21 protein-coding genes and 1 riboswitch are annotated in these 22989 nt (G+C 48.3%); of the genes, 16 read left to right on the forward strand and 5 right to left on the reverse strand.

The window, feature by feature from the left end; all coding sequences use genetic code 11:
• Window positions 1-2 precede the first annotated feature (2 nt).
• The 11 genes from fdx to MJO57_RS13245 all read left to right on the forward strand — a co-directional run bounded on the left by fdx (window position 3) and on the right by MJO57_RS13245 (window position 9807).
• The gene (gene fdx / locus MJO57_RS13195; protein WP_252025892.1) at window positions 3-341 is read left to right on the forward strand and encodes an ISC system 2Fe-2S type ferredoxin; all 339 of its coding nucleotides are present in this window, start codon (window positions 3-5) and stop codon (window positions 339-341) included.
• A 75-nt stretch (window positions 342-416) separates the two neighbouring features.
• The gene (gene iscX / locus MJO57_RS13200; RefSeq protein ID WP_252025894.1) at window positions 417-620 is read left to right on the forward strand and encodes a Fe-S cluster assembly protein IscX; all 204 of its coding nucleotides are present in this window, start codon (window positions 417-419) and stop codon (window positions 618-620) included.
• A 236-nt stretch (window positions 621-856) separates the two neighbouring features.
• Window positions 857-1288: a nucleoside-diphosphate kinase gene (gene ndk, locus MJO57_RS13205; RefSeq protein WP_252025896.1), complete on the forward strand. Its 432-nt coding sequence runs from the start codon at window positions 857-859 to the stop codon at window positions 1286-1288.
• A gap of 121 nt (window positions 1289-1409) precedes the next feature.
• Window positions 1410-2573, forward strand: a complete 1164-nt coding sequence (gene rlmN, locus MJO57_RS13210; protein WP_252025898.1) for a 23S rRNA (adenine(2503)-C(2))-methyltransferase RlmN — start codon at window positions 1410-1412, stop codon at window positions 2571-2573.
• Window positions 2574-2699: 126 nt separating this feature from the next.
• Window positions 2700-3461, forward strand: coding sequence for a type IV pilus biogenesis/stability protein PilW (pilW, locus tag MJO57_RS13215; RefSeq protein WP_252025900.1), 762 nt, complete (start codon window positions 2700-2702; stop codon window positions 3459-3461).
• The gene (locus MJO57_RS13220) at window positions 3454-4434 is read left to right on the forward strand and encodes a RodZ domain-containing protein (RefSeq protein ID WP_252025902.1); all 981 of its coding nucleotides are present in this window, start codon (window positions 3454-3456) and stop codon (window positions 4432-4434) included. The genes pilW and MJO57_RS13220 overlap by 8 nt, the downstream gene beginning before the upstream one ends.
• A 232-nt stretch (window positions 4435-4666) precedes the next feature.
• The gene (gene hisS, locus MJO57_RS13225; protein WP_252025904.1) at window positions 4667-5929 is read left to right on the forward strand and encodes a histidine--tRNA ligase; all 1263 of its coding nucleotides are present in this window, start codon (window positions 4667-4669) and stop codon (window positions 5927-5929) included.
• Window positions 5930-5991: 62 nt separating this feature from the next.
• Window positions 5992-6705, forward strand: a complete 714-nt coding sequence (locus MJO57_RS13230) for a tetratricopeptide repeat protein (protein WP_252025906.1) — start codon at window positions 5992-5994, stop codon at window positions 6703-6705.
• Between the two features lie 4 nt (window positions 6706-6709).
• Window positions 6710-7876: an outer membrane protein assembly factor BamB gene (bamB, locus tag MJO57_RS13235; RefSeq protein ID WP_256493292.1), complete on the forward strand. Its 1167-nt coding sequence runs from the start codon at window positions 6710-6712 to the stop codon at window positions 7874-7876.
• A 154-nt stretch (window positions 7877-8030) separates the two neighbouring features.
• Window positions 8031-9455 carry a ribosome biogenesis GTPase Der gene (gene der / locus MJO57_RS13240; RefSeq protein ID WP_252027026.1) on the forward strand — a complete coding sequence of 475 codons (1425 nt, stop codon included), beginning with the start codon at window positions 8031-8033 and terminating at the stop codon, window positions 9453-9455.
• A 28-nt stretch (window positions 9456-9483) separates the two neighbouring features.
• The gene (locus tag MJO57_RS13245) at window positions 9484-9807 is read left to right on the forward strand and encodes a cupin domain-containing protein (RefSeq protein WP_252025910.1); all 324 of its coding nucleotides are present in this window, start codon (window positions 9484-9486) and stop codon (window positions 9805-9807) included.
• On the opposite strand, the gene xseA is transcribed toward MJO57_RS13245, so the two are convergent.
• Window positions 9797-11194, reverse strand: coding sequence for an exodeoxyribonuclease VII large subunit (xseA, locus tag MJO57_RS13250; RefSeq protein ID WP_252025912.1), 1398 nt, complete (start codon window positions 11192-11194; stop codon window positions 9797-9799). The two genes, MJO57_RS13245 and xseA, sit on opposite strands and share 11 nt — an antisense overlap.
• Before the next feature lie 127 nt (window positions 11195-11321).
• Between xseA and guaB the strand changes: the two genes are divergently transcribed.
• The 5 genes from guaB (at window position 11322) to MJO57_RS13275 (ending at window position 20551) form a co-directional block, all read left to right on the forward strand.
• Window positions 11322-12791, forward strand: coding sequence for an IMP dehydrogenase (guaB, locus tag MJO57_RS13255; RefSeq protein ID WP_252025914.1), 1470 nt, complete (start codon window positions 11322-11324; stop codon window positions 12789-12791).
• A 130-nt stretch (window positions 12792-12921) separates the two neighbouring features.
• Entirely contained in the window at window positions 12922-14499 is a 1578-nt protein-coding gene (guaA, locus tag MJO57_RS13260; RefSeq protein WP_252025916.1) for a glutamine-hydrolyzing GMP synthase, read from the forward strand.
• A gap of 144 nt (window positions 14500-14643) precedes the next feature.
• Window positions 14644-14814, forward strand: a riboswitch (Lysine riboswitch).
• A gap of 137 nt (window positions 14815-14951) precedes the next feature.
• Window positions 14952-16544, forward strand: a complete 1593-nt coding sequence (locus MJO57_RS13265; RefSeq protein WP_252025918.1) for a Na+/H+ antiporter NhaC family protein — start codon at window positions 14952-14954, stop codon at window positions 16542-16544.
• A 123-nt stretch (window positions 16545-16667) separates the two neighbouring features.
• Window positions 16668-17093, forward strand: coding sequence for a CesT family type III secretion system chaperone (locus MJO57_RS13270; protein ID WP_252025920.1), 426 nt, complete (start codon window positions 16668-16670; stop codon window positions 17091-17093).
• Window positions 17094-17149: 56 nt separating this feature from the next.
• Window positions 17150-20551, forward strand: a complete 3402-nt coding sequence (locus tag MJO57_RS13275; protein WP_252025922.1) for a DUF4135 domain-containing protein — start codon at window positions 17150-17152, stop codon at window positions 20549-20551.
• Between the two features lies 1 nt (window position 20552).
• Here the strand turns inward: MJO57_RS13275 and MJO57_RS13280 are convergent, their stop codons facing one another.
• Genes MJO57_RS13280 through sctD form a run of 4 tightly spaced genes read right to left on the reverse strand, consistent with a single transcriptional unit; the run spans window position 20553 to window position 22909 of the window.
• Entirely contained in the window at window positions 20553-20927 is a 375-nt protein-coding gene (locus tag MJO57_RS13280; RefSeq protein WP_252025924.1) for a M48 family metallopeptidase, read from the reverse strand.
• A 29-nt stretch (window positions 20928-20956) separates the two neighbouring features.
• Window positions 20957-21226 (reverse strand): EscF/YscF/HrpA family type III secretion system needle major subunit, encoded by a 270-nt coding sequence (locus MJO57_RS13285; RefSeq protein ID WP_252025925.1) that lies wholly within the window; start codon window positions 21224-21226, stop codon window positions 20957-20959.
• A 14-nt stretch (window positions 21227-21240) separates the two neighbouring features.
• A complete protein-coding gene (locus MJO57_RS13290) occupies window positions 21241-21501 on the reverse strand; it encodes a hypothetical protein (protein WP_252025927.1) in 261 nt (86 codons plus the stop codon).
• Window positions 21479-22909 (reverse strand): type III secretion system inner membrane ring subunit SctD, encoded by a 1431-nt coding sequence (gene sctD, locus MJO57_RS13295; protein WP_252025929.1) that lies wholly within the window; start codon window positions 22907-22909, stop codon window positions 21479-21481. Before sctD ends, MJO57_RS13290 begins: the two co-directional genes overlap by 23 nt.
• Between the last annotated feature and the right edge of the window lie 80 nt (window positions 22910-22989).

The following is a 22989-nucleotide window of genomic DNA, read 5'->3' on the forward strand; positions in this document are numbered from 1 at the left end:
TAATGACTCGTATCGTTTTTCTACCCCACGATGAGCTATGCCCGGAAGGTGCCGTTATTGAGGCAGAGCCCGGAGTTACGGTCTGTGATGCGGCGTTGCAAAATGGTATTGAAATTGAGCATGCCTGTGAAAAATCCTGTGCCTGTACCACCTGTCATGTCATTGTCCGGGAGGGTTTTGACAGTATGGAGGAGCCGGATGAGCTCGAAGAAGATATGCTGGACAAAGCCTGGGGGCTTGAGCCTGAATCCCGACTGAGCTGTCAGGCGGTGGTGGGTGATGAGGAGTTGGTGGTAGAGATTCCCAGATACACCATTAACCAGGTTTCTGAGCGTCGTTGATTTCTGTTTCTGGTCGGTTTGGGGCATTTGCTGGTTTGTCCTGAACAGGGCAGCTAATGATCATGGAGTAGATAAATGAGTTTGAAGTGGGCAGATGTTTATGATATCGCCATTGAGCTTTATGAGGCTCATCCGGATGTGGATCCCAGGTATGTCAATTTTGTTGATCTGAGAAGCTGGATTCTGGCGCTGGACAGTTTTGGTGATGATCCTGAGCGCTGCGGTGAGAAGGTCCTTGAGGCCATTCAGATGGCATGGATAGAAGAGTCTGAAGACTGAGCATGGTGCCCTCCATGGGAGGATGTTGTCTTGCTAATAGTCTGACTTAATCAGGGCTGGTTCTTGTTGCCTTAAGGCATAAAGGACTGACACTATCGACGCTATTGTATACAATGATGCCAGAACTCCTGCTATGGATTGCCTGAGTCAAGACATGGAAAGCTGAGAGAGTCGTACGTTTCTAATAATTAATAACAATCCCGCAAGGGCACGAAAATGACAATCTGGAGATCGAAATGGCGGTAGAGCGCACTTTATCCATTATTAAACCTGATGCAGTAGCCAAGAATGTTATCGGTAAAATTCTTGTTCGTTTTGAGCAGGCCGGGTTAGATGTTGTAGCGACCAGGATGATCCATCTGTCTGATGAGCAGGCGGGTGGTTTCTATGCTGAACACAGAGATCGTCCATTTTATAAGGATCTGGTTGCCTTTATGACGTCAGGACCTGTCGTCGTATCAGTCCTTGAAGGTGAGAATGCAGTAGCCCTGAATCGAGAGTTGATGGGGGCTACTAACCCGAAAGAAGCTGAAGACGGTACGATTCGGGCTGATTTTGCAGAAACCATCGATGAAAATGCGGTTCATGGATCTGACTCGGCGGCATCTGCTGAGCGTGAAGTGGCCTACTTCTTCGAGGATTCGGAGATTTGCCCCAGAACACGTTAACTGAATCAGGCTGCCGAAAAATGGTTAGTTTACGGTGGCCTGACAGACAGGGTTCGGGGCGAGCGTAAGAATATAAGCCATCAGGGGGGAGGCTCTCTGATGGCTTTGAGGTATTAGTAAGATGTCAGAATTGATCGAGCCATCCATCGATCAGGCCAGAGAACTGGCAGGTGAGCTTTCCGGTCAGGAAGCAAAAGTCAATTTGCTGGGGCTTTCACGAAAAAAAATGGAAGCCTTCTTTCTCACTATTGGTGAGAAAAAGTTTCGTGCGGAACAGGTGTTGAAATGGATTCATCATCATCGGGTTGATAACTTTGATGATATGACCAACATCAGCAAGTCGCTTCGGGAGCGGCTGAAAGCCACAGCAGAAATTCTCGGCCCTGAAGTGGTCAGTAGTCTTTTTTCTGAGGATGGAACCTGTAAATGGGTTGTTCGGGTTGCCAGCGGTAGCTGTGTTGAAACGGTATTTATTCCGGATAATGGACGGGGAACCTTGTGTGTCTCCTCCCAGGCAGGCTGCTCCCTGGATTGCAGTTTCTGTTCAACCGGCAAGCAAGGCTTTAACTCTGACCTGACGGTGGCTGAAATCATCGGCCAGGTGTGGGTTGCAGCGCGTCATTTTGGCAATGTACCGGCAAAAATGGACCGATCCATCACCAATGTGGTTATGATGGGTATGGGCGAGCCATTGATGAACTTCGATAATGTCGTTGATGCCATGGACCTGATGATGGACGATCTTGGCTATGGGCTTTCAAAGCGGCGGGTAACGTTGAGCACATCCGGTGTCGTTCCTGCGTTGAGAAAGTTAAGTGAAGTGTCTAATGTCTCGCTGGCAGTATCACTGCATGCACCCAATAATGAGCTGAGAAACCAGTTGGTTCCGATCAACCGCAAGTATCCGCTGGATCAGTTGCTTGATGCCATACATCATTACATGAACCGTTTGACGGACAGCAAGCGGGTCGTTACGATCGAATATACATTGCTTGCTGGTGTTAATGATCAACCTGAACATGCGCAGCAACTGATTGCTTTGCTGAACGATGTACCCTGCAAGATAAACCTTATTCCTTTCAATCCATTTCCTCATTCAGGATATGAAAGACCCAGCAATAATGCAGTGAGACGTTTTCAGGAAAGTTTGCAGCTGGCTGGTTTTAACGTCACCGTCAGAAAGACCAGAGGTGACGATATAGACGCAGCCTGTGGTCAGTTAGTGGGCAGTGTGATGGATAAAACCCGGCGCAGTGAACGCTACATAGCAGCCAGACAGGTATAAAAAGCTGTCCGGGAGGATTCTGTCAACCAGCAAGGGCAGTTCTTTTATCGGGCTGGAATCTTGAGGATGCTATTCTCGAACACGGTTCTCAGGATATATTTAAAAATTGCAAATGTGGGGATGAGCATGGGAGTCAAGTTGAGGCCCATTGCATTACTGTTTTCTGTATCTCTGGCACTGACAGGCTGTGTCACCACTGACGGACGGCCAGTTGATGAGAGCAGGGCAGTGGTGGACTATATGAATCTTGCCATAGGCTATCTCAAGGGGGGCTATTCTGAAAGGGCAATAAAGCCGCTGGAGAGAGCGTTGGAGATAGAACCGGACTCAGCCCATGTCCATGGGACGCTGGGTATCGCTTATCAACGGCAGGGAGAGGATCAACTGGCAGAGAAAGCATTTGACAGGGCGCTGGTAATTGATCCTGGTGCCTCCGATATACGCAATAATTTTGGTGCTTTCCTTCTCTCCAGAAACCGGTTTCAGGACGCCTATCACCAGTTTGAACTGGCTTCGAAAGACGTTGCTTATTCCCAGCGCAGTCGAACCTTTGAAAACATGGGGGTTGTTGCTTTGCGTATGGAGCGCTCTTCATTGGCAATTGAGAACTTTACGCGCGCTCTTCGCCTGAACAGTAACTTACCCAAAGCCAATCTTGAGCTTGCTGCTATCTACAAAGATCAAGGCAATCTCTACAAGGGTTGGCAACATTACCAGGCCTTTGATGAGGCGACTGAGCAAAGTGCCCGCAGCTTACTGCTGGGCATTGAGCTGGCAACGGCAAACCAGGCTCAAGGTAAAGCGGCCAGTTATGCCTTAAGGCTGGAAAGACTTTATCCCGGCTCTGAGGAGCTGAAGCAATATCGGAGTCGATTGGATCATGAGTGATCAGGGTACTCAGCAGGAAGAAGTCATTCAGACGTTTGCCCCCGGGGCTGTGCTCGCTCAGGCTCGAAACAGTCAGGGGCTTTCCATCCCCGAAGTGGCGGAAAGCCTGAAGATTACGGAAAGTTATGTATGGGCCATTGAGGAGAGCACGTTTGATAACCTGCCACAGGCGGCATTTGTTCGCGGCTATATCCGTAACTATGCGAAACTGGTGGGCCTGAATGGAGAAGACCTGGTAAAGGATTTTGACCATTTTATTGGTATGGATGGGTTGGAGTCTCCGCGTTTGCAGGGTTCAAAGAAATTGAAGCCGCTGCGTGCTCACAGTGCACCCTCTCCGGTATATGCCCTTGCGTTATTATTGCTTGTTTCGTTGGGTGGAGGTGGTTATTACCTCTGGGATAACTGGCTGGATGTTGAACCGGTGGCAGAGTTGGCCATTAGCCAGGACGTGACTGAAGAAATATCCGAGCCCCTGGTTAATGCTGCGAGAGTAACTTCTACAACACCTGTTGTAGATATTGTTGAGTCGATGGAGGTGATGGAAGAGAGCGATATCTCAACTCATGATGCCACTATCGCCAACGATGAACTCAATCAGGATGAAGGTCCGCCAGGTCTGAAAGAGGGTGAAGCAGAGTTACCTCCCCTTGCTCTGGATGGCTCAGAGGTTGTTGATGTGACTTCAGGGGATGAGCCGGAGAAACCGGTTGCTGACCTTGCCCAGTCTCTTGTTATTGGTTTCTCTAAAGATTGCTGGGTTGAAATAAAGGATGCTACCGGTGAAGTGTTGATTTCAACCGTGCAAAAGGCAGGATCATCCATTAATGTTGATGTTTTCCCTCCAGTGAATCTTCGGTTCGGTAATACCCCCGGTGTGGACAGTATCCTGCTGGATGGCAAGCCTGTAGACAGACCCAGATCAAGTACCCGGGTCGCCAGCGTTTTGTTGACAGGCAATAGTCAGGGGTAAATAAATCACCTTGTCAACGCGCTCTGTTTGGTGAATAAGCACCCTGCTGTGACGGGCGCTCTTTTATCAGAGGGTTGTGGGATTGTCACGCAAAGGTGTTAACGGTTATAGTTGCCTACTTTTGATTGCGAACCGCCAAATCGCCTGTTGTTGACGAGTCGGGTGATGTTATGTGGTGTTTCCAGGTAGAGGACATTTGAACTTGGGCAAGCAGCTTCAAGCCATCCGCGGGATGAATGATATTCTTCCCGAACAGACCCCCGTCTGGCAGTACCTTGAACAACAGGTGCGCTCTGTCCTGAGCGCTTATGGCTATCAGGAAGTCCGGATTCCTATTGTTGAAAGCTCTGCCCTGTTCAGCCGGGGTATTGGCTCTGGTACGGATATTGTTGATAAAGAGATGTACACCTTTGAAGATCGCAATGGTGACAGGCTTTCCCTCCGCCCTGAGGCTACTGCAGGAGTTGTTCGCGCGGGTATTCAGCAGGGCCTGTTTTACAATCAGATTCAACGGTTGTGGACCTGTGGGCCAATGTTTCGTTATGAGCGTCCTCAAAAAGGCCGTTATCGTCAATTTCATCAGATCAGTGTTGAAGCCTATGGCATGAGCGGGCCGGATATCGACGCGGAAATGATCATGATGACCGCACGATTCTGGCAGAAGCTTGGTTTGTCAGAGCATGTCACGCTGGAGCTGAATACACTGGGTACTCTGGAGGCCCGTATCCGTTATCGTGACGCTCTGGTGGCTTATCTCAAGGATTATGAGGCAGAGCTGGATGATGACAGTCGTCGTCGCCTGTCCATCAATCCGCTGAGAATTCTGGACAGTAAGGATCGTAATACGCAGAAAATTGTTGCCGGTGCGCCAGAGCTCTTCGATTATCTGGATGAAGAGTCAAGAGTACACTTTACCCGGTTGAAGCAGATTCTTGATGAGGCGGGTGTTGCTTATCGCGTTAATCCAAGATTGGTGCGTGGCCTTGATTATTATGGAAGAACCGTTTTTGAATGGGTGACAGAAAGTCTGGGAGCCCAGGGTACCGTGTGTGCCGGAGGCCGTTATGATGCCCTGGTTGAGATGTTAGGTGGCAAGGCTACCCCCGCTGTAGGCTTTGCCATGGGTATTGAGCGCCTGGTATTGATGCTGGAAACCCTTCAGTTGCTGCCGGACAGTGTCTCTAATCGGATGGATGTGGCGGTAGTGGCTGTTGGTGAGGGTGTTGGCCACCGAGTGCTTCCTGTAGTGGAAAGGATTCGTGATGCGTTACCAGCGCTGAAGGTGCTGATGAATTGTGGCGGTGGTGGCTTTAAAGCACAGATGAAGCGTGCAGATCGCAGCGGTGCTGCCTATGCTCTCATTTTGGGTGAAGACGAGCTGGGTGCCGGAATGGTTACTGTCAAGTCCCTGAGGACTGATGAGGCCCAGCAGCAGTTGCCAATCGCTGATATAGCCGGACATTTGCAAAAAGTATTACAGAATACCGCTGTTTAGTCAGCTGCTTGTTGTGACAAGCGTGCTGTTAGCGGTTTCAGGAAAGAAGTCAGGAGTAAAGGGTGAGTTACCAATCTGATGAAGAGCAGGTTGAACTGCTTAAAAATCTATGGAAAGACTATGGCCAGCCTGTTGTGCTGGGTGTTGCCATAACACTGGCCGCTGTTTCCGGTTACCAGTACTGGCAGAAGACACAGCAGCAGGAAATCGCTGCAGCTTCGACGCTCTATCAGAATTTGCTGGATACCATCTCGAATGGATCGTCTCTGGAGCAACAGGCACAGTTTACAGTGCCTCTGACGGAAGAGCAGAAGGCGACAATAAGCCACGTCGTCTCTTCATTGCAAGCTGATCATACCAGCAGTCAGTATGCAGCGTTTGCAACGCTCTTTCTGGCTCAGCAACAGGTGCAGGATAACCAGCTGAGTGCTGCCCGGGCTTCTCTTGAGTGGGTGCTTGCCCAGAAGCCAGCGCCAGAAGTGCAAGCAATGGCCAGTGTCAGGCTGGCAAGGGTGCTGTTGAGTGAGTCTTCCGGGAATGGCCAACAGGCTCTTGATATCCTGACCAGACTGAATGCTGGCAAGTCTTATGAGGCAACGGTAGAGTCCGCAAAAGGTGATGCTTACCTCGCTCTTGGCGATCGCAAGCTGGCAGAGACTGCATACCGGAAAGCCGTTGATGCAGCACAAAATAATGGTCTGAACCGTCCGTTGCTGCAACTGAAGTTGGACGATCTTGCAGCAATGGCGCCTCAGATGGCATCTCAGGAGGGATAACACAATGGAGAGGTTATTCAGGGGCTTTTGGATTCTTCTGCTGATGCTGGGGCTTTCTGCATGCAGTCTTTTTTCATCGGAGGAAGAGGAAGTAAGAACTCCCAGACCTCTCCAGACGATTGCTGAAGAAAAGGTCAAGCTGGTTGAAGTATGGTCCAGGGGGGTTGGCAAAGGCGTTGGGAAGCGATTCGAAAGCCTGAAACCGGCAATGGATGGTGATAAGGTCTTTGTTTCCGGTGCAGAAGGCACTGTTTTCGCCCTTGAACGTGATACCGGAAAGGAAGTCTGGAAGAAAAAACTCAATACCCATGTGGGTGGTGGTGTCAGTGCTGCTGCCGGTATGGTGCTGCTGGGAACGCTGGATGGTGAAGTGATTGCCCTGAACCAGGAGAATGGTGATGAACTCTGGAGAGAGCGGGTAAGCAGCGAGATTCTCAGTGCACCGGTAACCGATGGTTTCTATGTCGCGGTGCAGAGCATCGATGACCGGCTGACCGTACTTGATGCGGAGACCGGGCAGTATCTCTGGCGGCAGGAAGCGCTTCAGCCAGCGCTGACGTTAAGAGGTTCTGCTTCGCCATTGATATTCAGTGAAGCGGTGTTTGCCGGGTTTGCCAGTGGTGAAGCAAAAGCTTTCCGTCTGAAGAATGGTGCGCCGCTCTGGAGTTCCCGGGTTGCTGCCCCGAAGGGCAGTACTGAACTCGAACGGATGGTTGATATCAAGGGTGCACCGCTGATTGTTGGCGAGACGATTTTCTTTGTCAGTTTCCAGGGTAACGTTGCCGGGCTGGATCTTTACAGTGGTCGGGTTCGTTGGGCAAAAGAGCTATCCAGTTATGAATCCATGACGGAAGGTTTTGGTTCTATCTATCTGACCAGCGAGGAGAGTTATGTCAGTTCCATTGACCAGAGAACCGGTGCCTCCAACTGGCGACAGGAAGATTTTGAGTTCCGTCAGCTGTCAGCGCCAGCGGCATTCAGCAGTTATGTTGTGGTGGGTGATGGTGAAGGTTACGTTCACCTGTTGTCACAGGTAGATGGCAGCCAGGCTGGCCGCTTCAAGGCGGACTCTTCGGCGATTAAAGCCCAGCCCCTGGTGGATGGTGAATTGATTCTGGTGTTGTCGGCGGATGGTGAGCTGGTTGCTTTGAAGGAAAAACCTTCCGAGTAGGCAGAAACAAGCTGTTGACCTTGAAGAATGTTGTCGGGCTGAACCTTTGAAAGGGTTCGGCCCGTTTTTAATTTCGGTCTCACGACCGATGCGCCGGGAACGTCCTGTTCTGGATGATTTTCCCGCTGCGTATTTTGTGATTTTGGTAAATCTTATGGTTCCTGTAATTGCCCTGGTGGGGCGGCCAAATGTTGGCAAGTCTACCCTTTTTAACCGTCTGACCCGTTCCCGGGATGCTTTGGTAGCCAATGTGGCCGGGTTAACCCGAGACCGGAAATACGGTGAGGGCAAGATTGGTTCGCACCCTTATATTGTCGTCGATACCGGCGGTATCTCGGGTGATGAAGCGGGGATTGACTCTGCCATGGCAGAACAGTCGCTGGCGGCCATCAGTGAGGCAGATGTTGTTCTGTTTCTGGTTGATGCCCGGGCTGGGTTGACCGCTGCTGATGAAATGATCGCTTTGCACCTTCGCAAGCAGGGCAAAAAGTATCACCTGGTACTTAATAAAGTGGACAGGGTTGATGCCGAGCAGGCGGAGACGGACTTTGCTTCCCTGGGTATTGGTGATGCCTATCATATTGCCGCCGTGCACGGGCGGGGCGTCAGCAACATGATCAATGATGTGCTGCTGGAGTGTGCTGACGGCGAGGCTGATGACTCCGACGAGCTGTCAACCAGGCCAAGAGGTATCAAGATTGGCATTGTGGGTCGTCCGAATGTCGGTAAATCTACCCTGGTTAATCGCCTGTTGGGTGAAGAACGTGTGGTTGTATACGATCAGGCGGGAACGACACGTGACAGCGTTTATATTCCTTATGAACGTTTTGGTCAGGAGTATACATTGATTGATACTGCCGGTGTTCGCAGGCGTGGCAGGGTATCTGAATCTATTGAAAAATTTTCGGTAATCAAGACGCTGCAGGCCATTGAAGATGCCAATGTAGTCGTTCTGGTTCTGGATGCTCGTGAAGGTATTGTAGAGCAGGATTTGCACCTGCTGGGCTTTGTGCTTGATGCTGGCCGTGCTGTGGTTATTGCACTGAATAAGTGGGATGGCATGCAAGAAGAGCATAAGACGCAAGTAAAGCAAGAGCTGAAGCGTCGACTCGGGTTTATCAACTATGCTCGGATTCATATGATTTCGGCAAAACACGGAACCGGTGTTGGTAATCTTTATGACTCCATTGAAGAGGCTTATGAAGCTGCTACCAGTAAGTTGTCGACCAATCGTCTGACGCGAATTCTGGAGGATGCGGTTAAGGAGCATCAACCACCTATGGTCAACAATCGTCGTATCAAGCTGCGTTACTGCCATGCTGGTGCCATGAATCCCCCAACGATTATCATTCATGGTAACCAGACTGAGCGGGTGCCTGCGGCATATCGACGTTATCTTGAAAATACCTTCCGTAAAGTGCTGAAGATTATGGGGACGCCTATTCGAATTGAGTTCCGTTCGGGTGATAACCCTTATGCTGAAACCAGGGAACTTGATCAGAAGCAGGCTCACCGCAAGCGTAGAGTTGAAAAATCTGCACAATTTGCCAGGGAAAAGCGTAAGACAAAACGTTCCTGATTGTTCAGATAGCGCTCAGAGGTAATTGATGAAAAACAATCTGTTCGAACACATACCTGCAGAACTGGCTGAAGAATTTTTTGAGACTCTGCAGGAATCAGGTGCTGTTAAGATAGAACGGATTGTCTCCCGTGGTCATGCGACGCCAGACGGGGAGTGGTATGACCAGCCCTGGGATGAGTGGGTGGTTCTTTTAAGTGGTTCTGCTGTGTTGGAGTTTGCAGGGGAAAGAACCCCTGTCACTCTCTGTGCCGGTGATTATCTTCTGTTGCCTTCCGGGTGTGTGCATCGGGTGGCCTGGACTGAGCCCGATGTGGATACCCTTTGGTTAGCCGTGCATTTTAACAGGTGATTTTTTCGACCTTGCAGACCGCCTTGCCTTCAGAGAAGCGTGTGGTTACCCGTTCTCCTTCCCGGAGCTGTCGGCTACTCCTGATAATCGATTCTCCCACCATCGTCAGGGTATAGCCTCTTGAAAGTGTTGCTAATGGACTCACGGCACTCAATTCTCCAGACACTTTCTCCAGTTTCAGTTGCCGTCTTTCCAGGCAGTTTAATACCAGTTGAATCAGCTTTTGGCCCATGTGTTCATTACGATTTTTCAGAAGTTCCAATTTGCGCTGGGGGTTTTGCTGATGTGTACGATCTCTGACCCGGCCCAGGCTCGATTGAGCGCGTTCCAGTTTCAGGGTAATGGCCTGCCTTAACCGGATTTCCAGGTCATCCAGCCGCTGGCTGTTGTCTCTCAGACGATCTCCCGGGTGTCTTAACCGTTTTTGCAGGTTATCAGTTTCTTTCTGGCACAACTGCAACTTATGGCGTGTCAGTGTGGTGAGCTTTCTGCTGAGCAGGTGCAGCTGGTTCAACATGGCTTGACGGTCCGGGCTGAGGATTTCAGCGGCAGCGGATGGCGTCGCCGCCCGGTGGTCTGCAACAAAGTCAGCAATGGTGAAGTCAATCTCATGACCTACGGCGCTGACAATGGGAATAGGGCAGTTTGCTATCGCCCTGGCGACCAACTCTTCATTAAATGGCCACAAGTCTTCCAGTGAACCACCTCCGCGACCAACGATCAATACATCAAACCGGTTGGCGTTTTTTGCCAGTTTTATTGCACTGACCAGTTCGTATTTTGCCTGTTCTCCCTGAACTGCGCTGGGAATGATCGTGACCGGTATGGCGGGAAAGCGTCTTTTCATTACGGTTAGAATGTCCCGGATGGCTGCTCCCGTGGGTGAAGTGATTACGCCAATATGCTTCGGATGAGACGGTAGGGGTTGTTTGCGAGCGATGTCGAACAGGCCTTCAGCGGCCAGTTTCGTCTTGAGGACTTCAAAGGCTTTCCGGAGGTCGCCGGTGCCGGCATTATCCATATGTTCGACAATCAGTTGATAATCGCCTCGCCCTTCATAAAGGCTTACCCGTCCCCTGACCATAAGCAGCATGCCTTCCGTCGGGACAAACTTAAGCGACTGGTTACGGTTGCGGAACATGGCGCAGCGGATCTGTGACTGTTTGTCCTTCAGGGTGAAATACCAGTGCCCGGAGCTGGGGCGGGCCAGTCCGGACAGTTCGCCCTCAACACGGACATTATTGAAATTCATCTCCAGCAATCGCCTGGCTTTACCATTTAACTCCGTAACAGAAAGCGCTTTTGCGGGTCCCTCAATGTTGTGAGCCGGTGTGTTGGTGGCGTTGTCGGTGAGGTTGTCGGTGAAGCTGTCAGTAAAATGGTGCATGGATCAAGCCCGGCAGGAGAAGATTGTCAGTATTTTAATATTCTGCCTGAATAAGTGGTTCAGCTGTAGTTGAAATATAAGGTATACTTGTTCGAATTTTTTACCCATAAACTCTTGGTAACAGGCAATGCTGAGAATTGCACAAGATGCACTCACTTTCGATGATGTCCTCCTCCTGCCCGGCTACTCCGAAGTCCTCCCCAAAGATGTCTCCCTGAAAACGAAGCTGACCCGCGGGATCGAGCTGAGTATTCCGCTGATTTCTGCAGCGATGGATACCGTTACCGAAGCCTCGCTGGCTATTGCCATGGCGCAGGAAGGCGGAATCGGGATTATTCACAAGAATATGACGCCCGGACAGCAGGCCGCTGAAGTCCGCAAGGTTAAGAAGCACGAAAGTGGTGTAGTTAAAGACCCCATTACCATTGATGCCGGTGCGACCGTCAGGGATCTGCTGGAGTTGACCTCCAGACATAACATTTCTGGTGTTCCCGTGCTTTCAGGCAGCGATCTGGTGGGTATTGTTACCAGTCGTGATGTCCGGTTTGTCTCCAATCTGGATAAAGCAGTTTCTGAGATCATGACCCAAAAAGATCGTCTGGTGACGGTTAAAGAAGGCACCGATCCGGAAACCGTTCGTAAACTGTTGCACAAGCATCGTATTGAAAAAGTGCTGGTGGTTGATGATCAGTTCAATCTTACCGGTATGATGACGGTAAAGGACATCAAAAAGGCCCAGCAGTACCCCAATGCGTCGAAAGACAGTCAGGGGCAGTTAAGGGTTGGCGCTGCAGTTGGTACCGGCGCTGAAACACCGGATCGTGTTGCTGCTCTGGTGGCTGCTGGTGTTGATGTCATTATCGTAGACACTGCTCATGGTCATTCCCGTGGCGTTATTGAGCGCGTGAAGTGGGTTAAGGAAAATTACCCTCAGGTTCAGGTAATTGGTGGCAATATTGCAACAGCAGAGGCGGGCAAGGCTCTGGTCGAAGCAGGTGCTGATGGTGTTAAGGTGGGAATTGGCCCGGGCTCTATCTGCACTACCCGTATTGTAACCGGTATTGGTGTGCCCCAGATCAGTGCCGTAGCCAATGTGGTTGAAGCGCTGAAAGATACCGGAGTTCCTGTTATTGCTGACGGCGGTATTCGTTTTTCAGGTGACTTGGCAAAAGCAATTGTTGCCGGAGCGAGTACGGTGATGCTGGGTAGTATGTTGGCAGGCACCGAAGAGGCTCCCGGAGAAGTGGAACTCTACCAGGGGCGAAGCTACAAAGCTTATCGTGGTATGGGCTCTCTGGGGGCCATGTCTCAGGCTTCCGGTTCCAGTGACCGTTATTTCCAGAATGCGGAAGAGGGTGCTGAAAAGTTGGTGCCAGAAGGTATTGAAGGTCGTGTGCCTTACAAGGGTCCTCTCCATGCCATTATCCATCAGATGGTGGGTGGTTTACGTGCAGCGATGGGTTATACCGGCTCTCCTGATATGGAAACCATGCGGACCCGGCCACAGTTTGTCCGTGTGACCAACGCCGGAATGGCCGAATCTCATGTTCATGATGTGACGATCACCAAAGAAGCACCTAACTACCGTGTTGGTTAAGACGGCTTCATCCCCTTGTTAATGTTGAAACTTGCTGCTGGGCGGAAGTGAGATACCTTCTGGTCGGCTGCTTACTTGCAGTAAGGGTAAGTCTTCCTGCCTTGCTGATTACCGGACTTAGAGATTAATCATGTCCCAGGATATCCATTCAGATCGAATTCTGATTCTTGATTTTGGTTCCCAGTACACTCAGCTTATCGCTCGTCGAATTCGTGAGATTGGCGTTTATTGTGAACTTCATCCATACGATATGGATGAGGCGATGATTCGGGAATTTAACCCGAAAGCGATCATTTTGTCTGGTGGCCCTGAGTCTGTTACTGGTGATAACTCCCCAAGGGCCGCCGAAGTGGTTTTTGAACTTGGCGTTCCTGTGTTGGGTATCTGTTACGGTATGCAAACCATGGCCGAGCAGATGGGTGGTAAGGTTAGCACCTCTGACTTGCGCGAGTTTGGTTATGCTCAGGTCCAACTGGAAGAACAAGTGCGCCTCTTTGATGGCATTGAAAACCATGTCTGTGAAGGTGGCCATCTTACCCTGGATGTCTGGATGAGCCATGGTGATAAAGTAACGGCAATACCTGATGGCTTTGTGGTTGCCGCTTCTACCGGCTCCTGCCCGATTGCTGCCATGGCTTGTGAAGAAAAGCGTTATTACGGTGTTCAGTTTCATCCTGAAGTGACCCATACCACCCAGGGATTACGAATTCTTGAGCGTTTTGTGGTTGACATTGCCGGGTGTCAGAAGCTGTGGACTCCGGGCAAAATCATTGATGATGCCATTGCCCGTGTCCGTGAGCAGGTGGGTGATCAAAAGGTGCTGCTGGGATTGTCCGGTGGTGTTGATTCCAGTGTAGTGGCCGCTCTGTTGCACAAAGCCATTGGTGATCAGCTGGTCTGTGTTTTTGTTGACAATGGTCTGCTTCGCCAGCATGAGGGCGATCAGGTTATGGCCATGTTTGCTCAAAACATGGGGGTTCGGGTCATTCGTGCGGATTCTGAAGAGCTGTTTCTGAGCCGTCTGAAAGGTGTTCAGGATCCTGAAGACAAACGCAAGATCATTGGTAATACCTTTATTGAGGTGTTTGATGAGCACGCTAGTGCTCTGGATAACATTGCATTTCTTGCCCAGGGAACCATCTATCCGGATGTGATTGAGTCTGCTGGTTCAGCAACGGGTAAGGCGCATGTCATCAAGTCCCACCATAATGTCGGTGGGTTGCCGGAAGACATGAAGATGGAGCTGGTCGAGCCTCTTCGTGAGTTGTTCAAGGATGAGGTCCGTACCATCGGTCTTGAGCTGGGGCTGCCATATGATATGGTTTACCGACATCCATTCCCGGGGCCTGGTCTTGGGGTTCGTATTCTGGGTGAGGTTAAGAAGGAATATGCGGATATTCTTCGCCAGGCCGATGCTATTTTTATCGAGGAACTGCGCAAGGCAGACTGGTATCAAAAAACCAGTCAGGCTTTTGCTGTATTCCTGCCGGTGAAGTCGGTTGGAGTGGTGGGCGATGGTCGTCGCTATGAGTATGTTATTGCCCTGAGGGTGGTGGAAACTGTCGACTTTATGACCGCCCGCTGGGCTCACTTGCCTTATGAACTACTGGAGAAAGTCTCCAATCGGATCATCAATGAAATTGAGCATGTTTCAAGGGTGACCTATGATGTATCCAGTAAACCGCCGGCCACGATTGAGTGGGAGTGATACTGTTATTACTAAATGTAATGCTTGATTCCTTTTCCTATATTTGCTTTGGGTATTTATATCGGGAGCAATGGTGCATAATGCACCCATTCAGGGGTGATGTAGCGAGCTGATTCATGCTGCATCCCTGCCTGTGATCCTCTTTCCCTAGTTAGAGGCGCGCTGTTTATCAGTAAATCGGAATAGGGTGACGTCCACAGTCCGATTGAAAGGAAATAGTGCCGAAGTGTTGCTGGTGGTCAACCAGCTTCACTGGTAGTGCATCGAAGAGGTGTACTACTGTCACAGTTTTTACTGTGGAGAGCTAACGGGTACCAGAGAGCACTGAGGTTTATTCTTTATATGTGCTTCCTCCATGTACGCCTGCCTCCTGATCCAATGACAAATGGTTTACACGTCCTGATAAACAATGAAACTACGGGCATGTGTGATCAAAAAACGAGATCAGTTTTATGGAATTAACCAGTTTCAGCGATTCGTCGCTATCTTTATTGGCTCCGGCTGTTGCGATCATTCTGGCGGTGGTAACCCGGAAAGTATTATGGTCTCTGGGAGCCGGAATCATCACCGGTGCTTTGCTGCTTACCGGCTTGAACCCGCTTATAACCATTCATCGCATTGTTAATGGGCTTGTTGGTGTATTTTGGGATGGAGGCCTCAATTTAAGCAATATCTATATTCTTTTGTTTTTGCTGGTTCTGGGTGTTATCACCAGCCTGATTAGTATTTCCGGTGGAGCCAGGGCCTTTGGTGAATGGGCGCGTCAACGTGTAAAGACCCGCCAGGGGGCGCAGGTGTTGACGGTTTTTCTTGGCGTTATTATTTTTATTGATGATTATTTTAATAGTCTTGCGGTGGGCAGTATCAGCAAGCCTCTCACTGACCGTCACAGGGTTTCACGAGCCAAACTGGCTTATTTAATTGACTCTACTGCTGCCCCGATCTGCGTTATTACACCCATTTCAAGCTGGGGTGCTTATATCATTGCCTTGGTCGGTACTATTATGGCGACCCACGGCGTTGGTGGTGAAAGCCCGGTCTTTTCATTTCTGGGCATGGTTCCTATGAACCTGTACGCAATTTTTGCACTGGCGCTCGTCTTCTTTACGGCGGCGATGGATCTCAATGTGGGGTCCATGGCAAAGCATGAGAATGCAGCGCTTTCAGGTAGTCTTTTTGATGCCAATAAGGGTAACCCGCCAGGGGCTCCAGTGCTGGAAGAAGATAAAAATGGCCGTGTGGCTGACCTGATTTCACCGATTCTGGTGTTGGTGCTGGCAACGCTGGCTGCCATGATCTGGACGGGGTATACCGCGCTTGCCGGTAATAATCAGGCATTTTCTATCCTTGGCGCCTTTGAGAATACGGATGTTACTTTATCGTTGATCAGTGGTGGGTTGATAGGACTCCTGTTTGCGATAGCCCGTCTGCTGAGTCGAAATATCTCTGGAAAAACCTGGAGGAAGGCACTGGTTGAGGGCAGTAAGTCCATGTTGCCAGCCATTTATATCCTTGTATTTGCCTGGGTTCTGACGGGAATAATCGGTCAGCTGGAGACCGGTAAGTACTTGGCCAGCCTGGTAAGTGGGAGCATTTCCCCCAGCTTCCTGCCCATGATTCTGTTTATTGTCTCTGGTGTGATGGCATTTGCTACCGGAACCAGTTGGGGGACTTTTGGTATCATGTTACCGATTGCCGGCGATATGGCAGCTGCAGCAGATATTGCCATGATGTTGCCTATGTTGGCCTCCGTTCTGGCTGGTGCTGTGTTTGGAGATCACTGTTCACCGATTTCTGATACAACGATCCTTTCGTCTACCGGGGCATCCTGTCACCATATGGATCACGTTAATACGCAGCTTCCATATGCACTCAGCATTGCGGCAATAGCCATGTTCGGTTATTTGGTAATGGGAATCAGCCACTCTATTTCAATGGGTTTTGTTGCATCACTCGTGGCGTTTACAGGCCTGATTATTCTGTTCAGGCGGGTCTCTTTAAAATCCCGCTCATTGTCACCAGCTTCCGGGCATCTGGCCAAGTAATATAGCTGCACTATTCTTAAGTAGTGACAGTGCTTAAGTGGTGACAGTGCTTAAGTAGTGACAGGGCTTAAGGAGAGGCAGGGAAGCCTCTTTACACTCATTTTAATCAAGGGCATGGATGCTATGAGCTTTGAAAAATTAATGAATTCGTACGCCGCTCGTCAACAGATGGGTGCACTGGAGTATGAAAATGATCGATATGCTCTGGTGGTTGATGATCGGTTAGAGGTGGCCTGTTTCCAGGCCCATGGTCGCTTTTATGTTTATAGCATCATCAGCAAGCTGCCTGAGGATAACGGTAAGCGTCAAGATCTTTTGATGGGGCTTTTGGAAAAAAATCTGGCTTTGGTTGCCGCTGAACGTGTTTCATTGTGTATCGACCCTGATGAAAATGCACTTGCTGTATACGTCTCAGCTCCAATCCGGAGTCTCAGTGTTGATGTTATTGAAGAGGCCATTGTTGCATTAGCCAATAATCATGCCCTTTTTGTAAAATGGGTTGGTCAAAGTGCTCCATCTCCCGGCTCTGCCATGATGTTCCTGCCCTAATAGAAGCTGCTGTCAGTTCGATACATAAGGTATGTCAATGATTAGAATTGTTCGATATGCCTTCAAAAAAGCAACAAGCCACTCGTTCTTCCGTATTTGGTTGCCTGGTTGCCAGTACTGAAGCTGCCTATTTCAACGGACTCCGGCGTGCGAATGACGGATTTCTGAAAGCAATCATCCGTTATAGCCGATTCAAAGAGATACATATATTTTCCCCACAGTCGCTATTGCCGGAGTTGAAATCAGGCTGGGAATCTTTTCTTAAGTATTACGGCAGCGATAAAGCCATCCATTTTTTACCAGCTCATGAATTAAATCAGTATTTCTCCACGGTCAGGTATGAGGTTTTTCATCAGGGAGACCCTTGGGTTGCCCGTATTGCAGCGCTTCGTGATGCTTACTGCCTGGAACCATTTCCTGTCACTGGTCGGGCGCATACATTGAGCACAGACTCAAATATGTCAAATACCCGAGATCTTTTGCTGTCACCGCTAAAACGTTGTGACGCAATCTTATGCAGCAGTGAGGCGCAGAAAAAAGTGATGATGCGTCTGTTGTCTGCTGCAAGCTCAAGTATTTCAGATCATATTGGTGTGGCTATACCTTATAAAGGGAGTGTATTGAAGCTGCCTTTGGGTATAGAACCTGATGAATGCCATTCAGTCAGTAAGGAGGAAGCCAGGAGCTTATTGGGTGTTGATCAGGAATCTTTTGTTATTTTAACCCTTGGCCGTATTTCTGCGGCAAAGAAAATGGACCTCCATCCAGTATTGTTGGTCATGAATGATCTGATGGAGGGCTATGGACACCGAAATATAAAGTGGATCATCGCTGGTGCAGGAGATGCGGGTAGCCCGGCTGTGCAGTCTCTGTTAAAGCAAGCCTATGATTTAAACCTTGAAGGCTGTATTCGCTTTGAGCTGGAAATTGAAGATGACATTAAGCATCAATGGTTGTCCGCCTGTGATATGGTTCTGACACTTTCGGATAATATTCAGGAAAGTTTTGGAATCGTACCAATCGAATCAATGGCTCATGGAAAGGCTGTTGTTTTATCAGACTGGAATGGTTATTCGGAGCTGGTTGAGGATGGGGTCAGTGGCTTTTTGGTTGAAACGGTATCGACAGATTTGGATGATCTTGTCCGGCCTCTTGGTTCATTATTGACAGACCATGCCCATTTTCTGCAAGCGCAGGGGACTGCGGTTAATTTGAGTCAATGTTCAGAAAAAATTCATCAGCTGATTCAGGAACCTGAGCTACTGTTGCGCATGGGAGAGCGGGGAAAGCAGAGAGTATTTGAGCATTATCGATGGGAAGCCATTGTAGATGAATATCATCAGTTGGTCAGCGGTCTGAATAAAGAGGCTGATCAGATTTCCCGATTAAAAAGAAGACCTGTCGGACTTCCTTATCATCGAATTTTTGAGCATTATCCTGCCAGTCAGTTAGAAGATGACCAGCTTCTTCAGACAACGGATCGAGGGGTAAGATTGTTGCTGAGATCCGAGCAGTTTGTTCACTATGCTGAAATGGATTTATTCTTAAAAACTGACTTGATTGACCAGATAGCCCGTCTTTGTTTATCCGGTTGCCTTTTGATGGACCTGAAGGAGAGGTTTCCTCAGGAACCGGCACTTCTATTGAATATTATGTGGATGTGTAAATATCAAGTGCTGACCCATACCGGTGAACCGTCATTGAAGTCGGCTAGCAATCAAAAAAGGTGGTGGCCTGAAGAGCAAAGACTGCCAGCTGAGGTGATGCAGTACCTTGATTGTGCGGAACCTCATCGTTTCAGACTTCTGGAGCCTTTGCTTTGCTGGCTGGATTTGCAGCTGGTTGGTCACCATAATCAGCTAGAAAATCCGGAGTATCGGGCGAGTCTGCTAAAACCATTTGCGTCAAAGCTGGATGAGCAGCTATTGCAGGCGATTGCCTGGGTCGGTGAGATGAATGATTCCATGCAATACACCGATGTGCTTGATTCTGTAACAGAACAGGGCGGGCTACTATTTCTAAGTGCTGAATTCCCTTTGTGGTATCGCTTGAATCGCTTATGGGTTATCCGTGCACTGAAAGATTTGAAAAAATTAATTGCTCGTTTTTACCGGGATATTAATGATATTAATCGATTGTTTTCTGATATTTGGCAGCAGCCGGCACAGAGAATTACATACCTTGATTATCCGTTAAGTACCTCTTCTTGCATGATTGCAATTTTAAATTTTGATAATGGGGAGCGATTGGTTTACAAAAACAGGGATTTAGCCATTGAGCACCGGATTATTGGGTATACAGCAGACAATAATAATATTGCTGGCAAGCTCAACCAATGGCTTGGTGAACAGCCAGGGTTGGCGACTATCAGGATATTTTGTGGATCTTTTGATGGTTCCTACGGCTTTTGTGAGTTTGTCGATAAAGATTGCCATGCAATATTGGATGAACAGCAAGTTAACAATTATTACCAGCGCTTGGGTGTTATTGCTGGAGTATCAATTCTGTTGGGATTGGGGGATGTTCACAACAGGAATGTAATAACCCGAAATGGCATACCATTTATTGTGGATGTCAAAGCTGCTTTCTGTCCAAGTGTCATAAAAGCGTTTGAGTCTGAAGTTAATGACCCACAGAGCGCATTCTGTGGCGCAGATAACAGTTTTATACAAACGTCTCTTCCGGATATTTTTGAGCTGTTTCATTTTAATCGTTATAAAGATTGCTCATTCCAGTTGGTTAATGGTGAGTTGATCGAGATACCGTCGTTAGAAGAAAATCTGGTGATCAATAATTGGATTCGGACCGCTGACAATGACTCTTTATCGAACATCAAACTCTCTCTTTGTGGTCAATATGCCAGCGCTTTTGAAAGAGGACTTGATGCTACGTTCAGGGTCGTCGTGAATCATCATGGTGAGTGGAGCAAGCTTTTGCAAGATTGTAAAGGAATGTCGGTTTGTCACTTGCAGCGCGTCGATCAGCAGTTATTTTGGCAGCAGAAAGTCAACTTATGGACATTTCAAGGCTTTCAGTCATTCTCAGGTAGCCGCCTCAAAGACTATTTTGGCAGAGTGATTACTCGAATATGTCAAGGGGGGGAAGAGATTCAACGTTGGGTTGAGCCGGAATGGTTTGAGCCTGTGGCAGAGCTATCAGGCGAGTTGGTGAAAAATTTGCTATCTGGCTCAATTACAGAGTGCAGGCGCGAAGTTGGAGACAAGAGGGGATTGAGTGGTTCTTGTCTCAGTCGAACTGGAAGAGTTATTTCTGATAATTATTTTTCAGTTGATACGTTAAGCAAGTCTGTTCGCCTGGTGCAGAATATGGCTGAAAACTCTCAGCAAATGGAGCGTTTTTTAACGTTTCTTACGGCGGTAGTAAAACAATGGCTGATTGAAAGGGCTGTGCCGGGGAAAAACTTCCCGGAAGCTTTAAGAGATAAGCTTCCGGAATAAGCTATTGGCCGTGGATGTTGGAAAGAAGTTCCCTGGCCATCTCAGCGGGCTCTGCTTCTGTTGAAGAGAGTAGAGGTTTCAGATAGTCTTCACTTTCTTTATTACGCCCTTCGAACATTAAAGCTAATCCCAGAAAAGCCTTGATCGTAGGGTCTTCAGGGTGTTTTGCCAGACCTTCCTTGTGCAACAGGTCAATAGCTTCCTGGTGACGCTTTCGATTCATGAACTCAAGGGCAAAGCCAATGGTGCTGAGTGGACTATCTGGTCTAGCAGTTTCAATGCCATTAAAAATCCCAAAAGCATGTTTTGGAAGTCCTGTTCCGCTGGCCATAAAGCCAATATCTGCCAGAGCTTTTAAAAGCTTGTCATCAATCATTGCTGACTATCTCCATTCATAGAATTGGTTTAGAGCTTCTGAATAATACTTTGTATCGTATCCTTGATTGATTTGACGATACTTGAACGAAGACCTTCAACAATCATGTATTTGTTGAACTCTACCTGAAACTCAACCATGTCCTTGGTGCTATTAGGATCCATATTAGCGACACGGGTTTTCAGTGCTGCATCAAGTGCTTCTGCCTGGCTTCCAAATGTTTCAGATACTTTGTCAAAGCTGAAACCTGAGCTTCCTGGCTGGTTGTAATTCGGGTTGTAGGTATCCTGGTATGCCATGGCTGAGTTCCCTCTCAGGCTTTTGATTGACCGTGATGCTGTTTCCAGCTCTTATCAACGACCTCCATAGCCGCAACTACAGCGGTTAGCAGACTGTCGATTTTTGAAAAATCTTCCGGAGCTGCACCTTTATCTTTTAATCCTTTCAGGCGAGTGGCTTCAGATAGCAAGTGATTAAGGATTTGATCGCGATAAGAGCCATCCTTATCTTGGATCAACTGTTCTTCAGTGGTTGATAGAAGAATATTTTCTTCATTTTTTGATTTGTCCGTCACGGTTCCCTCCAAGACGGTATTTGATTTTATCAGTTCCGTTAGTTAGTAAAAGATACTCAAGATTGATATCTTCAATTATATACCCGTTAGAAAGTTTTGCCCCTATCAGGTACTTGGAACCATCTATCAGTATCACGTAAGGCACCTTGCCCATACTGATACCACGTATATTCAATGATAAAGATGATTGACTTTCGGTTAGCGTACCTCCTGCGTACTTGGTGGCTAGTTCAATGGATGGTTTATTGCCGTATTTTTTCTGAAACTTTGATACTACCGTTTGAAGGTCATAAACTTGTCCTTCATCCAGTAGATGTCCTTTCAGAATCACCGTTTGATCCCGGACGACAACGTGAATTCTTGGTACCAGACCTTTTTCCCGAAGCATGGATTTGAGGGTGTTGACGCGATCAATCTGGTTTTCAACCTGATCCACAACCGAAATAAGTCCATAAATCTCCTGTTTGAGCATATTGATAATGCTATCAAGTTCATCAGAAGTTGAAACATATCCGGTTAACACCAGAGATCCGGGAGTATTATCCAGCTCGAGTTCGAGGTTATCATAGCCTTGGGTTCTTAAGAGCATTTCAGCATTATCACGCATTTCATTCATAACAATGACTTGCGAATTAAAAGGGATGCCCTGTTTTCTGAGAAATTTTTGAAGTTCCAGTTTATCTTGAAGCGTTTGTGTATAACCCGAAGCGAGTAATGATTTGTCGGGCAGTAGTTTGAACTTAACCTCTTTAAGTCCAAGCTGTTCTTTGGCTTTTGTTGAGACTTCGAGAGCTCCGGGGATGCGCGTTACTCCTTGTTCTTTGTTATCCGTATTGGAAATAATAAGACTGATGCTGACTATCAAGAGCACCAGTACGACTGGAATAGCTGCAAGCCATTTCTTATCAATACTTGTTATAAAGGATGTGTCATCTAAATCGTCTTCTTTATCCTCATCTTCTTTATCTGGTAGATCCTGGTCAAAGTCAGATGCAGATAGATCAGGCTCATCTGCTTGAGGAGATAGGTGCTGCTCCTCATTGACAGGCAGATTCTGTGGTGTTGGGGTATTGGCTACGTTCGGCAGTGCAAGAGACGGCCACTCTGCGTCAGCAGGACCAATAGCTATGAAAAGACCGTTTGAAGTAACAACATCAAAGTGGCGATACTGAATACTTGACCCAATCGGCTCACCATTCAGATATAATGGAATATCCGCTGTGCCTGACTGAATTCTGATCTGGCCATCATTAGAAATCTCAATAATGAACTCGATAGCATTCAGGTTGTCGTCTGTTAAAATCAGGTCACAACCATCATCTTTTCCTAAGGTGTACCTGCCCGGCTCAATGGGGATCTCGGCACCAATATGATTACCGGAGAGTATTTTCAGGTAATATTCAGTCATAAGCTACCTCCTGCCACGCTGCAGCAGAAAATGGTCTGACCGGGTTCATTAACGGTTTTATGGTCAACATCCTGTTGATT

Source organism: Endozoicomonas sp. SCSIO W0465 (genome assembly GCF_023716865.1).
Taxonomy (GTDB): Bacteria; Pseudomonadota; Gammaproteobacteria; order Pseudomonadales; family Endozoicomonadaceae; genus Endozoicomonas.

Excerpts from the sequence above, each read along its gene's own strand:
- fdx (WP_252025892.1), top strand. The coding sequence starts at position 3 with ATGACTCGTATCGTTTTTCTACCCCACGATGAGCTATGCCCGGAAGGT.
- iscX (WP_252025894.1), top strand. The coding sequence starts at position 417 with ATGAGTTTGAAGTGGGCAGATGTTTATGATATCGCCATTGAGCTTTAT.
- ndk (WP_252025896.1), top strand. The coding sequence starts at position 857 with ATGGCGGTAGAGCGCACTTTATCCATTATTAAACCTGATGCAGTAGCC.
- rlmN (WP_252025898.1), top strand. The coding sequence starts at position 1,410 with ATGTCAGAATTGATCGAGCCATCCATCGATCAGGCCAGAGAACTGGCA.
- pilW (WP_252025900.1), top strand. The coding sequence starts at position 2,700 with ATGGGAGTCAAGTTGAGGCCCATTGCATTACTGTTTTCTGTATCTCTG.
- MJO57_RS13220 (WP_252025902.1), top strand. The coding sequence starts at position 3,454 with ATGAGTGATCAGGGTACTCAGCAGGAAGAAGTCATTCAGACGTTTGCC.
- hisS (WP_252025904.1), top strand. The coding sequence starts at position 4,667 with ATGAATGATATTCTTCCCGAACAGACCCCCGTCTGGCAGTACCTTGAA.
- bamB (WP_256493292.1), top strand. The coding sequence starts at position 6,710 with ATGGAGAGGTTATTCAGGGGCTTTTGGATTCTTCTGCTGATGCTGGGG.
- der (WP_252027026.1), top strand. The coding sequence starts at position 8,031 with ATGGTTCCTGTAATTGCCCTGGTGGGGCGGCCAAATGTTGGCAAGTCT.
- MJO57_RS13245 (WP_252025910.1), top strand. The coding sequence starts at position 9,484 with ATGAAAAACAATCTGTTCGAACACATACCTGCAGAACTGGCTGAAGAA.
- xseA (WP_252025912.1), bottom strand. The coding sequence starts at position 11,194 with ATGCACCATTTTACTGACAGCTTCACCGACAACCTCACCGACAACGCC.
- guaB (WP_252025914.1), top strand. The coding sequence starts at position 11,322 with ATGCTGAGAATTGCACAAGATGCACTCACTTTCGATGATGTCCTCCTC.
- guaA (WP_252025916.1), top strand. The coding sequence starts at position 12,922 with ATGTCCCAGGATATCCATTCAGATCGAATTCTGATTCTTGATTTTGGT.
- MJO57_RS13265 (WP_252025918.1), top strand. The coding sequence starts at position 14,952 with ATGGAATTAACCAGTTTCAGCGATTCGTCGCTATCTTTATTGGCTCCG.
- MJO57_RS13270 (WP_252025920.1), top strand. The coding sequence starts at position 16,668 with ATGAGCTTTGAAAAATTAATGAATTCGTACGCCGCTCGTCAACAGATG.
- MJO57_RS13275 (WP_252025922.1), top strand. The coding sequence starts at position 17,150 with ATGCCTTCAAAAAAGCAACAAGCCACTCGTTCTTCCGTATTTGGTTGC.
- MJO57_RS13280 (WP_252025924.1), bottom strand. The coding sequence starts at position 20,927 with ATGATTGATGACAAGCTTTTAAAAGCTCTGGCAGATATTGGCTTTATG.
- MJO57_RS13285 (WP_252025925.1), bottom strand. The coding sequence starts at position 21,226 with ATGGCATACCAGGATACCTACAACCCGAATTACAACCAGCCAGGAAGC.
- sctD (WP_252025929.1), bottom strand. The coding sequence starts at position 22,909 with ATGACTGAATATTACCTGAAAATACTCTCCGGTAATCATATTGGTGCC.